Source organism: Brevundimonas vitisensis (genome assembly GCF_016656965.1).
GTDB classification, from domain to species: domain Bacteria; phylum Pseudomonadota; class Alphaproteobacteria; order Caulobacterales; family Caulobacteraceae; genus Brevundimonas; species Brevundimonas vitisensis.
In genome coordinates, this window is record NZ_CP067977.1 from 557,927 (window position 1) to 570,946 (window position 13,020).

The following is a 13,020-nucleotide window of genomic DNA, read 5'->3' on the forward strand; positions in this document are numbered from 1 at the left end:
CCTCATCTGCCCTATTTCAGCAGCATACCGTCGCCGTAGTAGAGGCCCTGGTCGCCCAGCATCTCTTCGATCCGCAGCAGCTGATTGTATTTGGCCGTGCGGTCCGAGCGCGCCAGCGAGCCGGTCTTGATCTGTCCGCAGTTGGTGGCCACGGCCAGGTCGGCGATGGTCGCGTCCTCGGTCTCGCCAGAGCGGTGGCTCATGACGGCCGTATAGCCCGCGCGGTGGGCCATATCGACGGCGTCCAAGGTCTCGGACAGGGTGCCGATCTGGTTGACCTTGATCAGGATGGAGTTCGCCAGCCCCTCGCCGATGCCGGCGGCCAGACGCAGCGGATTGGTCACGAACAGGTCGTCGCCCACGATCTGGACGCGATCACCCAGACGGTCGGTCAGCAGCTTCCAGCCGTCAAAGTCGTCTTCCGAACAGCCGTCTTCGATCGAGATGATCGGGAAGCGTTCGCACAGATCGGCCAGATAGCCGACCATGCCGTCCTGGTCGAAGGTCTTGCCCTCGCCGGCCAGCACATATTTGCCGTCCTTGAAGAACTCGGTGGCCGCCACGTCCAGGCCCAGGTGGAAGTCTTCGCCCGCCAGATAACCAGCGGCCTGACCGGCCTTGGTGATGAAGCTGAGGGCTTCCTCGGCCGAAGCCAGATTGGGGGCAAAGCCGCCCTCGTCACCCACGTTGGTGTTGTGACCGGCGTCCTTCAGGGCCTTCTTCAGCGCATGGAAGATCTCGGCCCCCATCCGCAGGGCGTCCGAGAAGGTTTCGGCTCCGGTCGGCAGGATCATGAACTCCTGAATGTCGATCGGATTGTCGGCATGGGCCCCGCCGTTGATGATGTTCATCATCGGCGTGGGCAGGATGCGGGCCGAAACGCCACCCAGATAACGATGCAGCGGCAGGTTGGAGCTGATGGCGCTGGCCTTGGCGCAGGCCAGGGACACACCCAGGATCGCATTGGCCCCCAGACGGCCCTTGTTCTCGGTGCCGTCCAGGTTGATCAGGGCCTCGTCGATCCGGCGCTGGTCCTCGGCGTCCATGCCGGACAGGGCATCGAAAATCTCGCCGTTGACGGCGTCGACGGCCTTTTGAACCCCCTTGCCGCCCCACATGTCCTTGTCACCGTCGCGCAGTTCGACAGCTTCATGGGCCCCCGTCGAGGCACCCGACGGCACGGCGGCGCGGCCGAAGCTGCCGTCCTCCAGGGTGACATCGACCTCGACCGTCGGGTTGCCGCGGCTGTCCAGAATCTGGCGGGCAACGATATCGGCGATGTCGGTCATGGCGTGGCTCTGAGCTGGAGGCGATGGGACGATGGGCGCGGTTTAGCCCGCGCCCATCGAATCGCCAACCGGCGTGATCGTCAGATCTCAGGAACAGCCTTCGACATACTGGATGCTGGGCCCGCCAGCGTGGATCGCCTGGACCGTGCCTTCCTGCCCGACCTCATAGACAATGCCCCTGGCAGCCGCATCGGTCACATAGGTGGCGGCTCCACCGCGGGTCCAGACGGTGATGTATTCGGACGGGGCGGCCGAATATTTGTGCGGGGTGACCGTGGCCTGGGCTCCATAGGCCGTCTTCACCGTGGCGGCCGTATCACCCAGCCCCAGGCCGCGATCGGTCTTGACCGTCGAATCGCGGATCAGGGAGATGCGAGTCAGGACGCCCTGCTCGATCATTACCAGCATACCTTCGGGTGCCCGCTCGGGACGGAACTGGTCACACTGCGCCGGCTCGGCCCCACCGACGCTGCCTGGATCCGAATCGGGCCCCAGGGCGGCGTTCACCTCTGCCAGCGTCATGCCGATCCGCAGCGGGCCGAAGCCTTCGGACGTCAGAACATTGGCCTGCGCGGGGGTCGGCATCGGGCCAGGGCTGGTGGCGGGAGGATTGACCGGCGCCTCGGACGGCGGCTGGGCCGGTTCGGACGGGCCACAGCCCACCAGGGCCAGTGCGGCAAGCGAGACGAGGGACATTGAGCGGATCATGGGACTCTCCTGAAGTCTTGAACCGCCCATAACGCACGAAAACGGCGCGCAGTTGACCCACGCGCCGTCCAAAACGTGATCAGACCCGTGGTCTGACGGCCCTTAGTCTTCCTTGGGCGTCAGGACCTGGCGACCGCGATAGGTGCCGGTCTTCAGGTCGATGTGGTGCGAACGACGCAGCTCGCCCGTGTCCTTGTCCTCGGTGTAGGGATTGGCTCCCAGCGAGTCATGGGCGCGGCGCATATTGCGACGCGACGGGGATACTTTGCGCTTCGGAACGGCCATGTCCGTCTCTTCTCGTATTCAGGCGGCGCCGGCGAAGGCGCGAAAACAACAGCGGCGGCCCCAGTGTCCAACAAAAGAGGGACAGAGCCGCCACGCGAGCCGGGGCTTATGCCCGAACCGTCGCCAGGATTCAAGGGTAGTCGCTCACCTCAGATCGCGGGTCAGCACGACAAAAGCCAGATCGTCCCTGAGGGGCAGGCCGAACCGGGGATCAGTCGCCGGAAAGGGCCGGTTCTCGCCCGTCAGACGATAGCCGCAGCGCTCATACCAGGCGATCAGTTCGGTTCGCTGCACGATGACGGTCATCTCCATGATGCGGGCCGCGAATCGATCCCGCGCCACATCTTCGGCGGCGGCAATCAGGCGACGTCCCAGGCCGCCTCCCTGCCGGACAGGGTCGACCGACAGCATGCCCAGATAGGCCAGGCCTTCGCCCTTGTCCGTCACCTGGACACACCCCACCAGATCGCCATCCCGTTCCGCCAGCAGGATGAGCTGAGCCGGATCGGCGATGACCTGGGCCAGTCCCTCGACATCGATTCTCTGACCGTCCAGCAGGTCGGCCTCATGGGTCCAGCCACGGCGGGCGCTGTCACCTCGATAGGCTCCATGCACCAGGGGTTGGAGCCTCCCGATATCCTCCGCGGATGCCGTGCGGATGAGAAGGGCGTCAGTCATGACCCAACATGGCCGCCACGGCCTCGCCGATCGCCAGGGAACTGGTCAGGCCAGGGCTTTCGATACCGAACAGGGCAACCAGGCCGTCGATGCCATGATCGTCGCGGCCTTTCAGCTGGAAATCGGGCTGCGGCTCGCCCGGACCGTGCAGCTTGGGCCGGATGCCGGAATAGTCGGGCGTCAGGGCCCCTTCCGGCAGTCCGGGCCAGAACCGGCGGATATGCCGCTCGAACGCGACAACGCGCGTCGGATCGACGGCGTAATCCTCGACCTCCACCCATTCCAGGTCCGGGCCGAACACCCCCTGCCCGCCCAGGTCACGGCGATAGTGGGCCCCGGTCGAGCCGGGCACCGGCGGCGGATAGATCAATCGCTGGAACGGTGCCGCCCCCGTCAGCCGGAAATAGACGCCCTTGCCCAGATAACCCGCCGGAATGTCCTCGATCGGATAGTCTGCGATCCGCCGCGCCACCGCCTGGGATGACAGACCAGCAGCCGTGACCAGCAGCCGGGTCGTCACGGTGGTTCCCGCCTCTCCGCCCGCCTGCACGCGAAAGCCACCGCCCGGCAGGCGTTCGGCCCCTTCGAAAGGCGTATCCACCACGACCGAGCCGCCCGCATCCTCGATCTCGCCCTGCAGGGCCAGCATATAGCCGTGGCTGTCGAACAGGCCGCTCTCAGGCGACAGAATGGCGGCATGAGCGTTCAGGGCGGGCTCCAGCGCGCGCGCCTGGGCCCCGGTCAGATGCTCCAGCCCCTCGACGCCGTTGATCGTGGCCTGGTTGAAGATCGCCTCGATGTGGTCGACCTCATCCTCGGCCGTCGCCACAACCAGCTTGCCGCAGCGGCGATAGTCGATCTTGCGGCTGTCCAGAAAGGCATAAAGCGCCCGTCGCCCTTCGACGCAGAACCGCGCCTTCAGCGAGCCAGTCGGATAATAGAGACCGCCATGGATGACCTCGGAGTTGCGCGACGACACGCCCTGGCCGATGTGCGGCTCCTTCTCCAGCACCAGGACCGTCAGGCCGCGCCGCGACAGCGCCCGGCCGCAGGCCAGGCCCACGGCGCCCGCCCCCACCACGACGGCGTAGAAATCAAAGCTCATGGCGTGCCATAGCGGGCCTGCGCTTCGGCCTCGAACCGGCGGATCAGGGACGCGACCGCGCGATCGAAATTGGCGGTCAGCATGGCGTCGAGCAACGGCGATCGGAAGGCAAAATCGATCATGAACTCCAGCCGCGTCCCCGCAGGATCGGCGAAGAACTCCCAGCGATTGTTCAGCTTTTTGAACGGGCCGCGGATCAGTCCAACCTCGACCTTGGGCGTATGGCGGTCATGCCGGACCCAAGTCGAAAACCGCTCCTTCAGGAACGAGAACCCGACCCCGGCCTCGGCGTCCAGCACCGTGACGCCCGGCTCCTCCTCGCGCTCGTTCCAGACGCGCATGGCCGTGACCCAGGGCACGAACTCGGGATAGGCGCGCACGTCAGCGACCAGATCGGCCAGCTGGGTCGGCGTATAGGGCAGAATGCGGGTGACGCGGTGCAGGGGCATTTCAGTATCCTTTCCCCCTTGCGGGGAAAGGTGGCAGGCAGAGCCTGACGGACAGGGGGAGCGAAAGCTCAGACGAGCTCGAGCGATCTTGCGGCAGGCTTTCGGATCGAGAGACGCCCAAAAACGTCATCAACCTCAACGCCGGTTCTGCCCTTCGCGGGCCGCCTTCAGCCGGGCGAAGTCGTCGCCGGCGTGGTGCGAGCTGCGGGTCAGGGGGCTGGACGATACCATCAGGAAGCCCTTAGCCCGGGCGATCGCCTCATAGGCCTTGAACTCTTCCGGCGTGACGAAACGGTCGATGGCGGCGTGCTTGCGGGTCGGCTGCAGATACTGGCCGATGGTGATGAAATCGACGCCCGCCGAACGCATGTCGTCCATCACCTGCATGACCTCTTCCTTGGTCTCGCCCAGGCCGACCATGATGCCGGACTTGGTGAACTGGTTGGGGTCGCGCTCCTTGACCATCTGCAGCAGGCGCAGCGAATGGAAGTAGCGGGCGCCGGGACGTATCTTCAGATACAGCCGCGGCACGGTCTCCAGGTTGTGGTTGAAGACATCGGGGGCCGCGTCGATCATGACCTCGGCCGCGCCGTCTTTTCGCAGGAAGTCGGGGGTCAGGATCTCGATCGTGGTCTTGGGCGCCTGCAGGCGGATCTGGCGGACCACCTCGGCGAAGTGGGCGGCACCGCCGTCCGAGACATCGTCCCGGTCCACGCTGGTGATGACGACGTGGTTCAGGCCCAGCTGCGCCACCGCCAGACCGACCTTGGCCGGTTCCTCAGGGTCCAGCGGCTGGGGCAGGCCCGTCTTGACGTTGCAGAAGGCGCAGGCCCGCGTGCAGGTGTCGCCCATGATCATCAGGGTGGCGTGCTTCTGGCTCCAGCACTCGCCGATGTTGGGACAGGCCGCCTCTTCGCAGACCGTCACCAGCCCCTTGGACCGCACGATCTCCTTGGTGGCATTGTACTGCCCCGATCCCGGAGCCCTGACCCGCAGCCAGTCAGGCTTGCGCAGAATGGCCGTTTCCGGCCGATTCTGCTTCTCCGGGTGACGCAGTTCGGAGGGGCGCTTCGTCAGGGTGTCAATCAGGGTGACCATGGCAGGTCGGTATGTCGTCTTTCCGGACCCGGAAGGCAAGGCGGCGAAGCGCCTCCCCATCCCTCACGCAACGTAACGCATCTTTTCATTGCCGCCGTGCGCCTCTAGGTTCCGGGTCAGTGAATGACAGGGGTCGCCCGACGGCCCCGCACGGAGGATGTCTTTGCGCGTTGCCCTTGACCCTAAGGCGAGCGAGGAATCGGTCTTCGACGCCCTGATCGCGGCGCGAGACCGTTACGGCGACAAGGAAATCCTGGAGGACCAGGATCGCAAGCCCCTCACCTATACCGGACTGATCCGCGCGGCCTTCGTGCTGGGGCGCAAGATCGCGGCCATGACCCAGCCCGGCGAACGGGTCGGCATCCTGTTGCCGTCCAGCATGGGGGTGGTGGTCACCTTCTATGGTCTGCACGCCTTCGGGCGGGTGCCGGTGATGCTGAACTTCACCTCGGGCGAGGCCAATCTGAAGGCCGCGATCAAAGCCTCGGGCCTGACACGCGTGCTGACGGCTAAGCGCTTTATCGATCAGGCCAAGCTGGACGATCTGATCGTCGATCTGTCGACCGTGGCCGAGATCGTCTGGCTGGACGATGTCCGCAAGACGATCGGCCTTCAGGACAAGCTGTTCGGCCTGATGGCGGGCCTGATGCCCCGCCGGTTCCGTGCGGCGACCGATCCGCACTCGCCCGGCGTGGTACTGTTCACCTCGGGCAGCTTCGGCGCGCCCAAGGGCGTGGTCCTCAGCCAGTCGAACCTGGTCAGCAACTGCCGCCAGGTCGCCACCCACATCAAGCTGGACCCCGACTGGGTCGTCTTCAATCCCCTGCCGACCTTCCACTGTTTCGGCCTGACCGGCGGGGCCCTGTTCCCCATCGTCAATGGGATGAAGGCGTTTCAGTACCCCTCGCCGCTGCATGCCAAGCAGATCACCGACCTGCTCGCCAAGCTGAACACGGCCATTCTGTTCGCCACCGACACCTTCCTGAACCAGTACGCCCGCGTCGCGGGGCCGGACGATTTCGGGACGCTGAAGTTCGTGGTGGCCGGGGCCGAACGGGTGCGCGACGAGACGCGGCATCTGTTCAACACCAAATTCGGCGGGGTGAAGCTGCTGGAAGGCTATGGCGCGACCGAGGCCGCGCCGGTGGTCGCCGTCAACCACCCCGACCGCAACCGCCCCGGCACCGTCGGCCAGATCATGCCGGGCATGGAATACCGCATCGAACCCGTCCCCGGCATCACCGAGGGTGGGCGTCTGTTCCTGCGCGGTCCCAATGTGATGGAAGGCTATCTGTCGCCGACTGATCCGGACGTCATCGAGCCCCTGGAAGGCGGCTGGCACGATACCGGCGACATCGTCTCCATCGATGACGAGGACTACATCACCATCCTGGGCCGGGTGAAACGGTTCGCCAAGATCGGCGGCGAGATGGTCAGCCTGACGGCCGTGGAGGGCCTGGCCGCCGCCGTCTGGCCCGACGCGCGCCACGCCGTCGTCTCCATCGCCGACAGCCGCAAGGGCGAAAAACTGGTCCTGGTCACCGACTGCAAGGATGCCGACGTCGCCCGCATGGCCGAATGGGCGCGCGAACACGGGGCTCCCGAACTGGCCGTGCCGAAAAAGATCATGCGCGTAGCCGAGGTCCCGGTCCTGGGCACCGGCAAGACCGACTATGTCACCATCCAGAAGATGGCTGAGAGCGAAGCCAAGGCGGCCTGATCGTCAGGACTTGACGCCAACCGTAGCCGTTCCAAGCTGGCGGCAGGCTCCATCAAGGGAGTCGCGACGGGGAGGCCGCACCGATGGCCCTGCTTTCAAATCTCGACGGACATGCATCCAAAATGCTGTCCGTGCTTCGCATCATGTCGGGCCTGCTGTTCCTTCAGCACGGCACGGCCAAGGTCCTGGGCTTTCCGGCCGTCGAGGGCGTTCCCGGGCCAGGCTTCAGCCTGCCAGGCCTGTCAGGTCCGCTGGAACTGATCTTCGGCGCCCTGCTGGTGCTGGGCCTGTTCACCCGGCCGGTCGCCTTCCTGGCTGCGGGCTTCTGTGCCGTGGGGTACTGGTTCGCCCACGGGCCGCAGGGCTTCTTTCCTATCCTGAACGGGGGCGAGCTGATCGCCCTTTACTGCTTCGTGTTCCTTTATCTGGCCTTTGCGGGCCCTGGTCCCTGGTCGATCGACGCCCGGCTGAACCGGCGCTGATCAGCCGATCCGCACACCCGTCATCGAGATCGAGCCACCGTCGATGACGTCGTTGAAGAAGCTCACGTCGTCGCCCGGCATCGCCTGGGCGGCGACGTAGAGCAGCGGCAGATAGTGTTCGTCGGTCGGCACGCTCATCTGCGCGTCCTCGGCCAGGCCGACCCAATCGATCAGGGCGTCGTGATCGCCGCGAACCAGCGCCGCCTTGACCGCCTCGTTGAAGCCGCTGGCCCAGGGATAGGCCTCGCCGCCCGCCCGTTTCCAGGTCCGCAGATTGTGCACGAAGTCGCCCGAACCGGCGATGACGACATTCTCGTCTCGCAGGGGTCGCAGAGCCTTGGCCAACGCATAATGCCCTCGCGCGTCCAGACGCCGGTCCAGCGACAGCTGAACCACCGGCACGTCCGCCTGGGGCCAGACGTGGGCCAGCACTGACCAGGTCCCGTGATCCAGGCCCCACGCCTCGACCGGGACCGCGCCCGTCAGGGCTGCCACCCGCGCCGCAAGGGCCGGAGATCCCGGTGCCGGATACTGCATCGCATGCAGTTCGGCCGGAAACCCACCGAAATCATGAAGGGTTTCCGGCCGCGCCTGGGCGGTGACGCCCAGGCCCTGGGTTTCCCAATGGGCGGACACCATGACCACCCCCGCTGGCTTTCCGATGTCTACGCCCAGCTGCTGCCAGGCCTCGGCGAACGGCCCGCCCAAGGCATTCATAGGCGAGCCGTGACCAAAGAAGACAGCCGGGCGGCGCATCAGCCGAACAGCTTCTTGGCCGTCTCGGCCACATGGCGACCCTGGAAGCGGGCACCTTCCAGCTCGTTGTCGCTGGGCATGCGCGAGCCGTCACCGCCGGTGATGGTGGTTGCGCCATAGGGCGAGCCGCCGGTGATCTCATCCATCCGCAGCTGGCCCTGCCAGGCATAGGGCAGGCCCGCCACCAGCATGCCGTGATGCAGCAGCGTCTGGATCAGGCCGATCAGCGTCGTCTCCTGTCCGCCATGCTGGGTCGCCGTGGCGGTGAAGGCCGAGCCGACCTTGCCGACGAGCTTGCCCTGGAACCACAGGCCGCCGGTCTGATCGAGAAAGTTGCGCATCTGCGAGGCGACCGTGCCGAACCGCGTGCCCGCGCCGATGATGATGGCGTCATAATCGGCCAGTTCGTCGACCGTGGCGATCGGTGCCGCCTGATCCAGCTTGTAGCCACTGGACCTTGCCAGTTCCTCGGGCACCAGTTCGGGCACGCGCTTGATGTCCACGACCGTCCCTTCCACCGAGCGGGCACCCTCGGCCACCGCCTGGGCCATCGCCTCCAGATGGCCGTAGGTGGAATGATAGAGAACCAGAACCTTGGACATGACTACGCTCCTGAATAATAGGTCGCCGTTCTGCAACAGCGTCAGTAGCGATTTATGTCGCAAGCTTGCGGGCGCAAGGGCTGAGCGTCGAAAATCTGGCAACTTTCGTCCTTCTCCCGTTGCAAGCGAAGGTGGGCCCGCAGGGCTCCGATGAGGGGTCTGTGTCGTCAGGTCCGCTGTCCGAAGGGAGGTGCCACCTCTGGCAACCCCTGAACCGTCACGCGCTGCGTGCCGACTTCTCCCCCGAGGGGAGAGGGGCACGTCCAGTAGGGAACGGAGAGACCCGGTCGTAGAAGGCGCGATCCGCCGGTACGCGCGCACCGCGCCCTGCCATGAAGCAATGCTGCACCACCATGGCCTGTTGCTCGATGTTCAACCCGTTCCAGCCGCAGGCATCGTCGACCGGATAGACATAGGCCGCCGCGCTGAAGCCGGCCTTCAGCTTGGCCCACAGCAGTTGTGTTCCGGTCTGAGCCTGCCAGACATGAACCAGCTCATGGATCAGCACAGCCTGGGCGTTCAGGGGGGCGGCGGCAAAGTCACCGTGCATCTGGGCGCGGGGCCAGACAATCCAGTCCCGGCCGAACCACCGGCCCGGCACGAAGGCGAGGAACACCGGCCAGGGCGCGCTGAAAATCCGCACCCGGTCCAGCGCCAGTCGGTCGCCGAACACCTCCCGGGCCAGCCCGCGCTCGCCGGGTGTCAGGGCGCGGATCACCGGCTCGGCGGCGGCGGTGCAACCGGGCCGACCCACTCCCAGTGCCAGGGCTCATAGACATAGGGCACGAAGCCGAACCGGTGGGCGTTCTTCACCAGCCAGCGATAGGTCGGGCTGCGCGTCATGTGCAGGCGGCTGTAGGGGCTGGTGTTGTCGACCCCCAGACCCTCCACCTGACCAACATAAAGATCAACCGCCGTGCCGGTGCGATGAGGGGAACAGACCGCGCGGCGCAGGCCGTCGCAGTTCCGCTCCGCCGCACAGCGGGCCGCGTCCGCCTCCGGGTCGCGGAAACCGGAGAATATCTGCAGCAGCTCCGGATCGGCCGCGACCTCCGGCACCTCCTCGCGGGCGGCGGCCACCATCAGGCGATAGGAGGCCAGGACGTCACGCCGTAACAAGCGGGTCAGGCGGTCGGCATGCTCCTCTTCGGCCACCAGATAGCCCAGCATATTGATCGGGGGCGGTTCGGGGCATTCGTCGCGGATACGGGCCATGACGAACGGCCGGCGCTCCTGCCACACGCCCTTGAACACGGTGAAGGTCGCCGCATCGAACCAACCGGTCTCAGGCAAGGCATGGGCCACCTGGAACCGCGCCAGGGCCTTGGCGAAGGCCGGCGATCCCGGCGGGCAGTCGGTGCCGATCTCATGCTGGATCAGAGGCAGATAGGTTTCCCAGCCCCACTCGGCCGCCCCGAACGGCGACCACGACAGGGAGGCATAGGAGATCTGGTTCGCCAAGGCGGGCGCGGCCCATTCGATCCGGTCCGCATCGCAGCCGCCGCGCTGGGGCCCTTGCGCCCATGCCGAGCCCCCTGCCCCAAGGGTCAGCAGGATCAGTCCGGACAAAAGCAGTAACGGGCGAAAAGTCATCGCCTGCACTGAGCCTCACCGCGTCCCCGGCGGCAAGTGCCCGCTCGCGTCAGGGGCAAAAACTGGCATGGTGAGGCGCGGCCGACTCGGAGCCGTTCAGGCCTCTCGCCCATGACCGATACCGCCGCCCCCACGCCCGCCCGGCGATCCAATGCCACCCTCGCTGCCTTCGCCGCCAGTTGCCTGCCCTATGCGGCGCTGGGCCTGCCGGTCTATGTCACCCTGCCCGAATTCTATGCCAGCCACGTGGGTGTGCCCCTGGCGGCGGTCAGCCTGATCTTCCTGCTGGTGCGGCTGGCCGACATCGTGGTCGATCCCCTGCTGGGTGTGGTGATCGACCGGACCTCGACCCAATGGGGCCGCTACCGCGTGTGGATGGGAATCGGGGCACCGATCCTGATGCTGTCGGTGGCCATGCTGTTCTTCGTGTCGCAAGGCGCCGGCGCGACCCATCTCGCGGTCTGGCTGGTCATCATGTACCTGGGCTATTCCATCAGCCTGCTCAGCCAGATGAGCTGGGCCTCGGTCCTGTCCACCGACTATGACCAGCGCTCGCGCATCTATGGCTGGTGGCAGGTCGCCAACATCATCGGCGTGCTGGCGGTGCTGCTGATCCCTGTGGTCGTCCAGGCCATGGGCCGGACCTATGTCCAGGCGGTGCAGATCCAGGGCGGCTTTATCGTCGGCCTGCTGCCCGTCGCCCTTCTGATCACCTTCCTGTTCACGCCCGAGCCGCGCAACGTCGCCCCGCCTGCCCACGGCGGCCTGGGCGCGACCCTGGCCCTGATCATGAAGCCGGTGCTGCGACGTCTCTTGCTATCGGACCTCTTGCTAGGCGCGGCGCGTGGCCTGATCGGGGTACTGTTCTTCTACTTCTTTGAGCAGGCGCGCGGGTTCGAGCGGGAGCAGACCTCCATCCTGCTGCTGGTCTATTTCGTCGCCGGACTGGTCGGAGCCCCCATCTGGGCCGTCCTGGCCACCCGCATCGGCAAGCACCGGGCACTGGCGGTGGCCAGCGTCTATTTCGCCGTCACCTTCGCCGTGGCGACCCTGCTGGTTCCGGCCGGCAACTATCCGGCGGCCATCGGGGCCATCTTCGTCACCGGCCTGTCGTTCGGAGCGGCTGACCTGTTGCTGCGGGCCATGATGGCCGATGCGTCCGATGCCGTGCGGCTGGACGTCGGGGCGGACCAGACGGGGCTGCTGTTCTCCATTCTGAATGCCACGTCAAAGATGGGCTATGCGATCTCGGTCGGGGCCTTTGCCGTGCTGGAATGGATCGGCTTCCAGGCAGAGGTTGGGGCCGTCAACGACCCCGGCGTGATCCTGGGCCTGCAATGGCTGTTCATCGCCGCGCCGGTCGGCCTGCTGCTGGTCTCGGCAGTGGTGCTGCGACTCTATCCGCTGACGCCGGACCGCCATGCGAAGATCCGGGCCGAACTGGCCGCCCGTGACGCGAGCACCCCGGCATGAGCCCGACCGAACGCCTGCGCGACATCATGGTGCGGCTGCGCGATCCCCAGGTCGGCTGCCCCTGGGACGTGGAACAGACCTTTGCGACCATCGCCCCCTATACGATCGAGGAGGCCTATGAGGTCGCCGACGCCATTGAGCGCGGCGACATGAACGAGCTGAAGTCCGAACTGGGCGACCTGCTGTTCCAGGTCGTCTTCCACGCCCGCATGGCCGAGGAACAGGGGCTGTTCGCCTATGACGACGTGGCCCAGGCCATGTGCGACAAGCTGATCCGCCGCCATCCCCACGTCTTCGGCGACGAGGATGCCCAGATCAGCGGCCCCGCCCAGAAGCTGCGCTGGGAGGACATCAAGGCAGCCGAGCGGGCCTCCAAGGCCCAGACCGGCGTGCTCGACGACGTCCCCGTCGGCCTGCCCGCCCTGCACCGCGCCGCCAAACTGACCAAACGCGCCGCCCGCGTCGGCTTCGACTGGCCCAGTACGGACGAGGTCTTTGACAAGCTGCACGAAGAGGTCGCCGAACTGCGCGCCGAGATCGCCGCCGGCGACCTGGACAAGGCCCGCGAGGAGATGGGCGACCTGCTGTTCGTGGTCGCCAACCTGGCGCGCAAACTGGGGGTCGAACCCGAAGACGCCCTGCGCGGTGCCAACGCCAAATTCGTCCGCCGCTTCGGCTTCATCGAGGCCGAACTGGCCAGGGACGGCCGAACGCCGGAACAGAGCGACCTGGCCGAAATGGACTCCCTGTGGGACGCAGCGAAGGTGGCGGAGAGGAGTTGA

At 66.3% G+C, this 13,020-nt stretch carries 15 protein-coding genes; 4 read left to right on the top strand and 11 right to left on the bottom strand.

The window, feature by feature from the left end:
- Positions 1-11: 11 nt before the first annotated feature.
- From eno to lipA, 7 genes are all read right to left on the bottom strand, one after another.
- The gene (eno, locus tag JIP62_RS02795; protein WP_201103425.1) at positions 12-1,289 is read right to left on the bottom strand and encodes a phosphopyruvate hydratase; all 1,278 of its coding nucleotides are present in this window, start codon (positions 1,287-1,289) and stop codon (positions 12-14) included.
- A gap of 87 nt (positions 1,290-1,376) precedes the next feature.
- Entirely contained in the window at positions 1,377-1,997 is a 621-nt protein-coding gene (locus tag JIP62_RS02800; protein WP_201103426.1) for a hypothetical protein, read from the bottom strand.
- Positions 1,998-2,099: 102 nt separating this feature from the next.
- Positions 2,100-2,282: a 50S ribosomal protein L32 gene (rpmF, locus tag JIP62_RS02805; protein WP_166605295.1), complete on the bottom strand. Its 183-nt coding sequence runs from the start codon at positions 2,280-2,282 to the stop codon at positions 2,100-2,102.
- A 144-nt stretch (positions 2,283-2,426) separates the two neighbouring features.
- The gene (locus tag JIP62_RS02810; protein ID WP_201103427.1) at positions 2,427-2,960 is read right to left on the bottom strand and encodes a GNAT family N-acetyltransferase; all 534 of its coding nucleotides are present in this window, start codon (positions 2,958-2,960) and stop codon (positions 2,427-2,429) included.
- The gene (locus JIP62_RS02815) at positions 2,953-4,065 is read right to left on the bottom strand and encodes an NAD(P)/FAD-dependent oxidoreductase (protein WP_201103428.1); all 1,113 of its coding nucleotides are present in this window, start codon (positions 4,063-4,065) and stop codon (positions 2,953-2,955) included. Before JIP62_RS02815 ends, JIP62_RS02810 begins: the two co-directional genes overlap by 8 nt.
- Positions 4,062-4,514 (bottom strand): type II toxin-antitoxin system RatA family toxin, encoded by a 453-nt coding sequence (locus JIP62_RS02820; RefSeq protein WP_201103429.1) that lies wholly within the window; start codon positions 4,512-4,514, stop codon positions 4,062-4,064. Before JIP62_RS02820 ends, JIP62_RS02815 begins: the two co-directional genes overlap by 4 nt.
- 135 nt (positions 4,515-4,649) lie before the next feature.
- A complete protein-coding gene (lipA, locus tag JIP62_RS02825; protein WP_201103430.1) occupies positions 4,650-5,612 on the bottom strand; it encodes a lipoyl synthase in 963 nt (320 codons plus the stop codon).
- Between the two features lie 163 nt (positions 5,613-5,775).
- On the opposite strand from lipA, the gene JIP62_RS02830 reads away from it, so the two are divergent.
- Together JIP62_RS02830 and JIP62_RS02835 are read left to right on the top strand one after the other, a co-directional pair.
- Positions 5,776-7,332: an AMP-binding protein gene (locus JIP62_RS02830; protein ID WP_407932726.1), complete on the top strand. Its 1,557-nt coding sequence runs from the start codon at positions 5,776-5,778 to the stop codon at positions 7,330-7,332.
- A 122-nt stretch (positions 7,333-7,454) separates the two neighbouring features.
- Positions 7,455-7,814 (top strand): DoxX family protein, encoded by a 360-nt coding sequence (locus JIP62_RS02835; RefSeq protein ID WP_230974834.1) that lies wholly within the window; start codon positions 7,455-7,457, stop codon positions 7,812-7,814.
- Here the strand turns inward: JIP62_RS02835 and ygiD are convergent, their stop codons facing one another.
- From ygiD to JIP62_RS02855, 4 genes are all read right to left on the bottom strand, one after another.
- Positions 7,815-8,570, bottom strand: coding sequence for a 4,5-DOPA-extradiol-dioxygenase (gene ygiD / locus JIP62_RS02840; RefSeq protein ID WP_201103433.1), 756 nt, complete (start codon positions 8,568-8,570; stop codon positions 7,815-7,817). It lies immediately after the preceding gene.
- A complete protein-coding gene (gene wrbA / locus JIP62_RS02845) occupies positions 8,570-9,172 on the bottom strand; it encodes an NAD(P)H:quinone oxidoreductase (protein WP_201103434.1) in 603 nt (200 codons plus the stop codon). The genes ygiD and wrbA overlap by 1 nt, the downstream gene beginning before the upstream one ends.
- A gap of 217 nt (positions 9,173-9,389) precedes the next feature.
- Entirely contained in the window at positions 9,390-9,926 is a 537-nt protein-coding gene (locus JIP62_RS02850; protein WP_230974835.1) for a hypothetical protein, read from the bottom strand.
- On the bottom strand, positions 9,887-10,765 hold the full coding sequence (locus JIP62_RS02855; protein ID WP_201103435.1) for a D-alanyl-D-alanine carboxypeptidase family protein: 879 nt from the start codon (positions 10,763-10,765) through the stop codon (positions 9,887-9,889). The genes JIP62_RS02850 and JIP62_RS02855 overlap by 40 nt, the downstream gene beginning before the upstream one ends.
- Before the next feature lie 111 nt (positions 10,766-10,876).
- On the opposite strand from JIP62_RS02855, the gene JIP62_RS02860 reads away from it, so the two are divergent.
- Together JIP62_RS02860 and mazG are read left to right on the top strand one after the other, a co-directional pair.
- A complete protein-coding gene (locus tag JIP62_RS02860; protein WP_201103436.1) occupies positions 10,877-12,238 on the top strand; it encodes an MFS transporter in 1,362 nt (453 codons plus the stop codon).
- Positions 12,235-13,020 (top strand): nucleoside triphosphate pyrophosphohydrolase, encoded by a 786-nt coding sequence (mazG, locus tag JIP62_RS02865; RefSeq protein WP_201103437.1) that lies wholly within the window; start codon positions 12,235-12,237, stop codon positions 13,018-13,020. Before JIP62_RS02860 ends, mazG begins: the two co-directional genes overlap by 4 nt.

Coding starts and splice junctions, on each gene's coding strand:
- JIP62_RS02810 (WP_201103427.1), bottom strand. CDS start 2,960: ATGACTGACGCCCTTCTCATCCGCACGGCATCCGCGGAGGATATCGGG.
- JIP62_RS02860 (WP_201103436.1), top strand. CDS start 10,877: ATGACCGATACCGCCGCCCCCACGCCCGCCCGGCGATCCAATGCCACC.
- JIP62_RS02835 (WP_230974834.1), top strand. CDS start 7,455: ATGCTGTCCGTGCTTCGCATCATGTCGGGCCTGCTGTTCCTTCAGCAC.
- wrbA (WP_201103434.1), bottom strand. CDS start 9,172: ATGTCCAAGGTTCTGGTTCTCTATCATTCCACCTACGGCCATCTGGAG.
- lipA (WP_201103430.1), bottom strand. CDS start 5,612: ATGGTCACCCTGATTGACACCCTGACGAAGCGCCCCTCCGAACTGCGT.
- JIP62_RS02855 (WP_201103435.1), bottom strand. CDS start 10,765: ATGACTTTTCGCCCGTTACTGCTTTTGTCCGGACTGATCCTGCTGACC.
- mazG (WP_201103437.1), top strand. CDS start 12,235: ATGAGCCCGACCGAACGCCTGCGCGACATCATGGTGCGGCTGCGCGAT.
- rpmF (WP_166605295.1), bottom strand. CDS start 2,282: ATGGCCGTTCCGAAGCGCAAAGTATCCCCGTCGCGTCGCAATATGCGC.
- JIP62_RS02815 (WP_201103428.1), bottom strand. CDS start 4,065: ATGAGCTTTGATTTCTACGCCGTCGTGGTGGGGGCGGGCGCCGTGGGC.
- JIP62_RS02800 (WP_201103426.1), bottom strand. CDS start 1,997: ATGATCCGCTCAATGTCCCTCGTCTCGCTTGCCGCACTGGCCCTGGTG.
- eno (WP_201103425.1), bottom strand. CDS start 1,289: ATGACCGACATCGCCGATATCGTTGCCCGCCAGATTCTGGACAGCCGC.
- JIP62_RS02820 (WP_201103429.1), bottom strand. CDS start 4,514: ATGCCCCTGCACCGCGTCACCCGCATTCTGCCCTATACGCCGACCCAG.
- ygiD (WP_201103433.1), bottom strand. CDS start 8,570: ATGCGCCGCCCGGCTGTCTTCTTTGGTCACGGCTCGCCTATGAATGCC.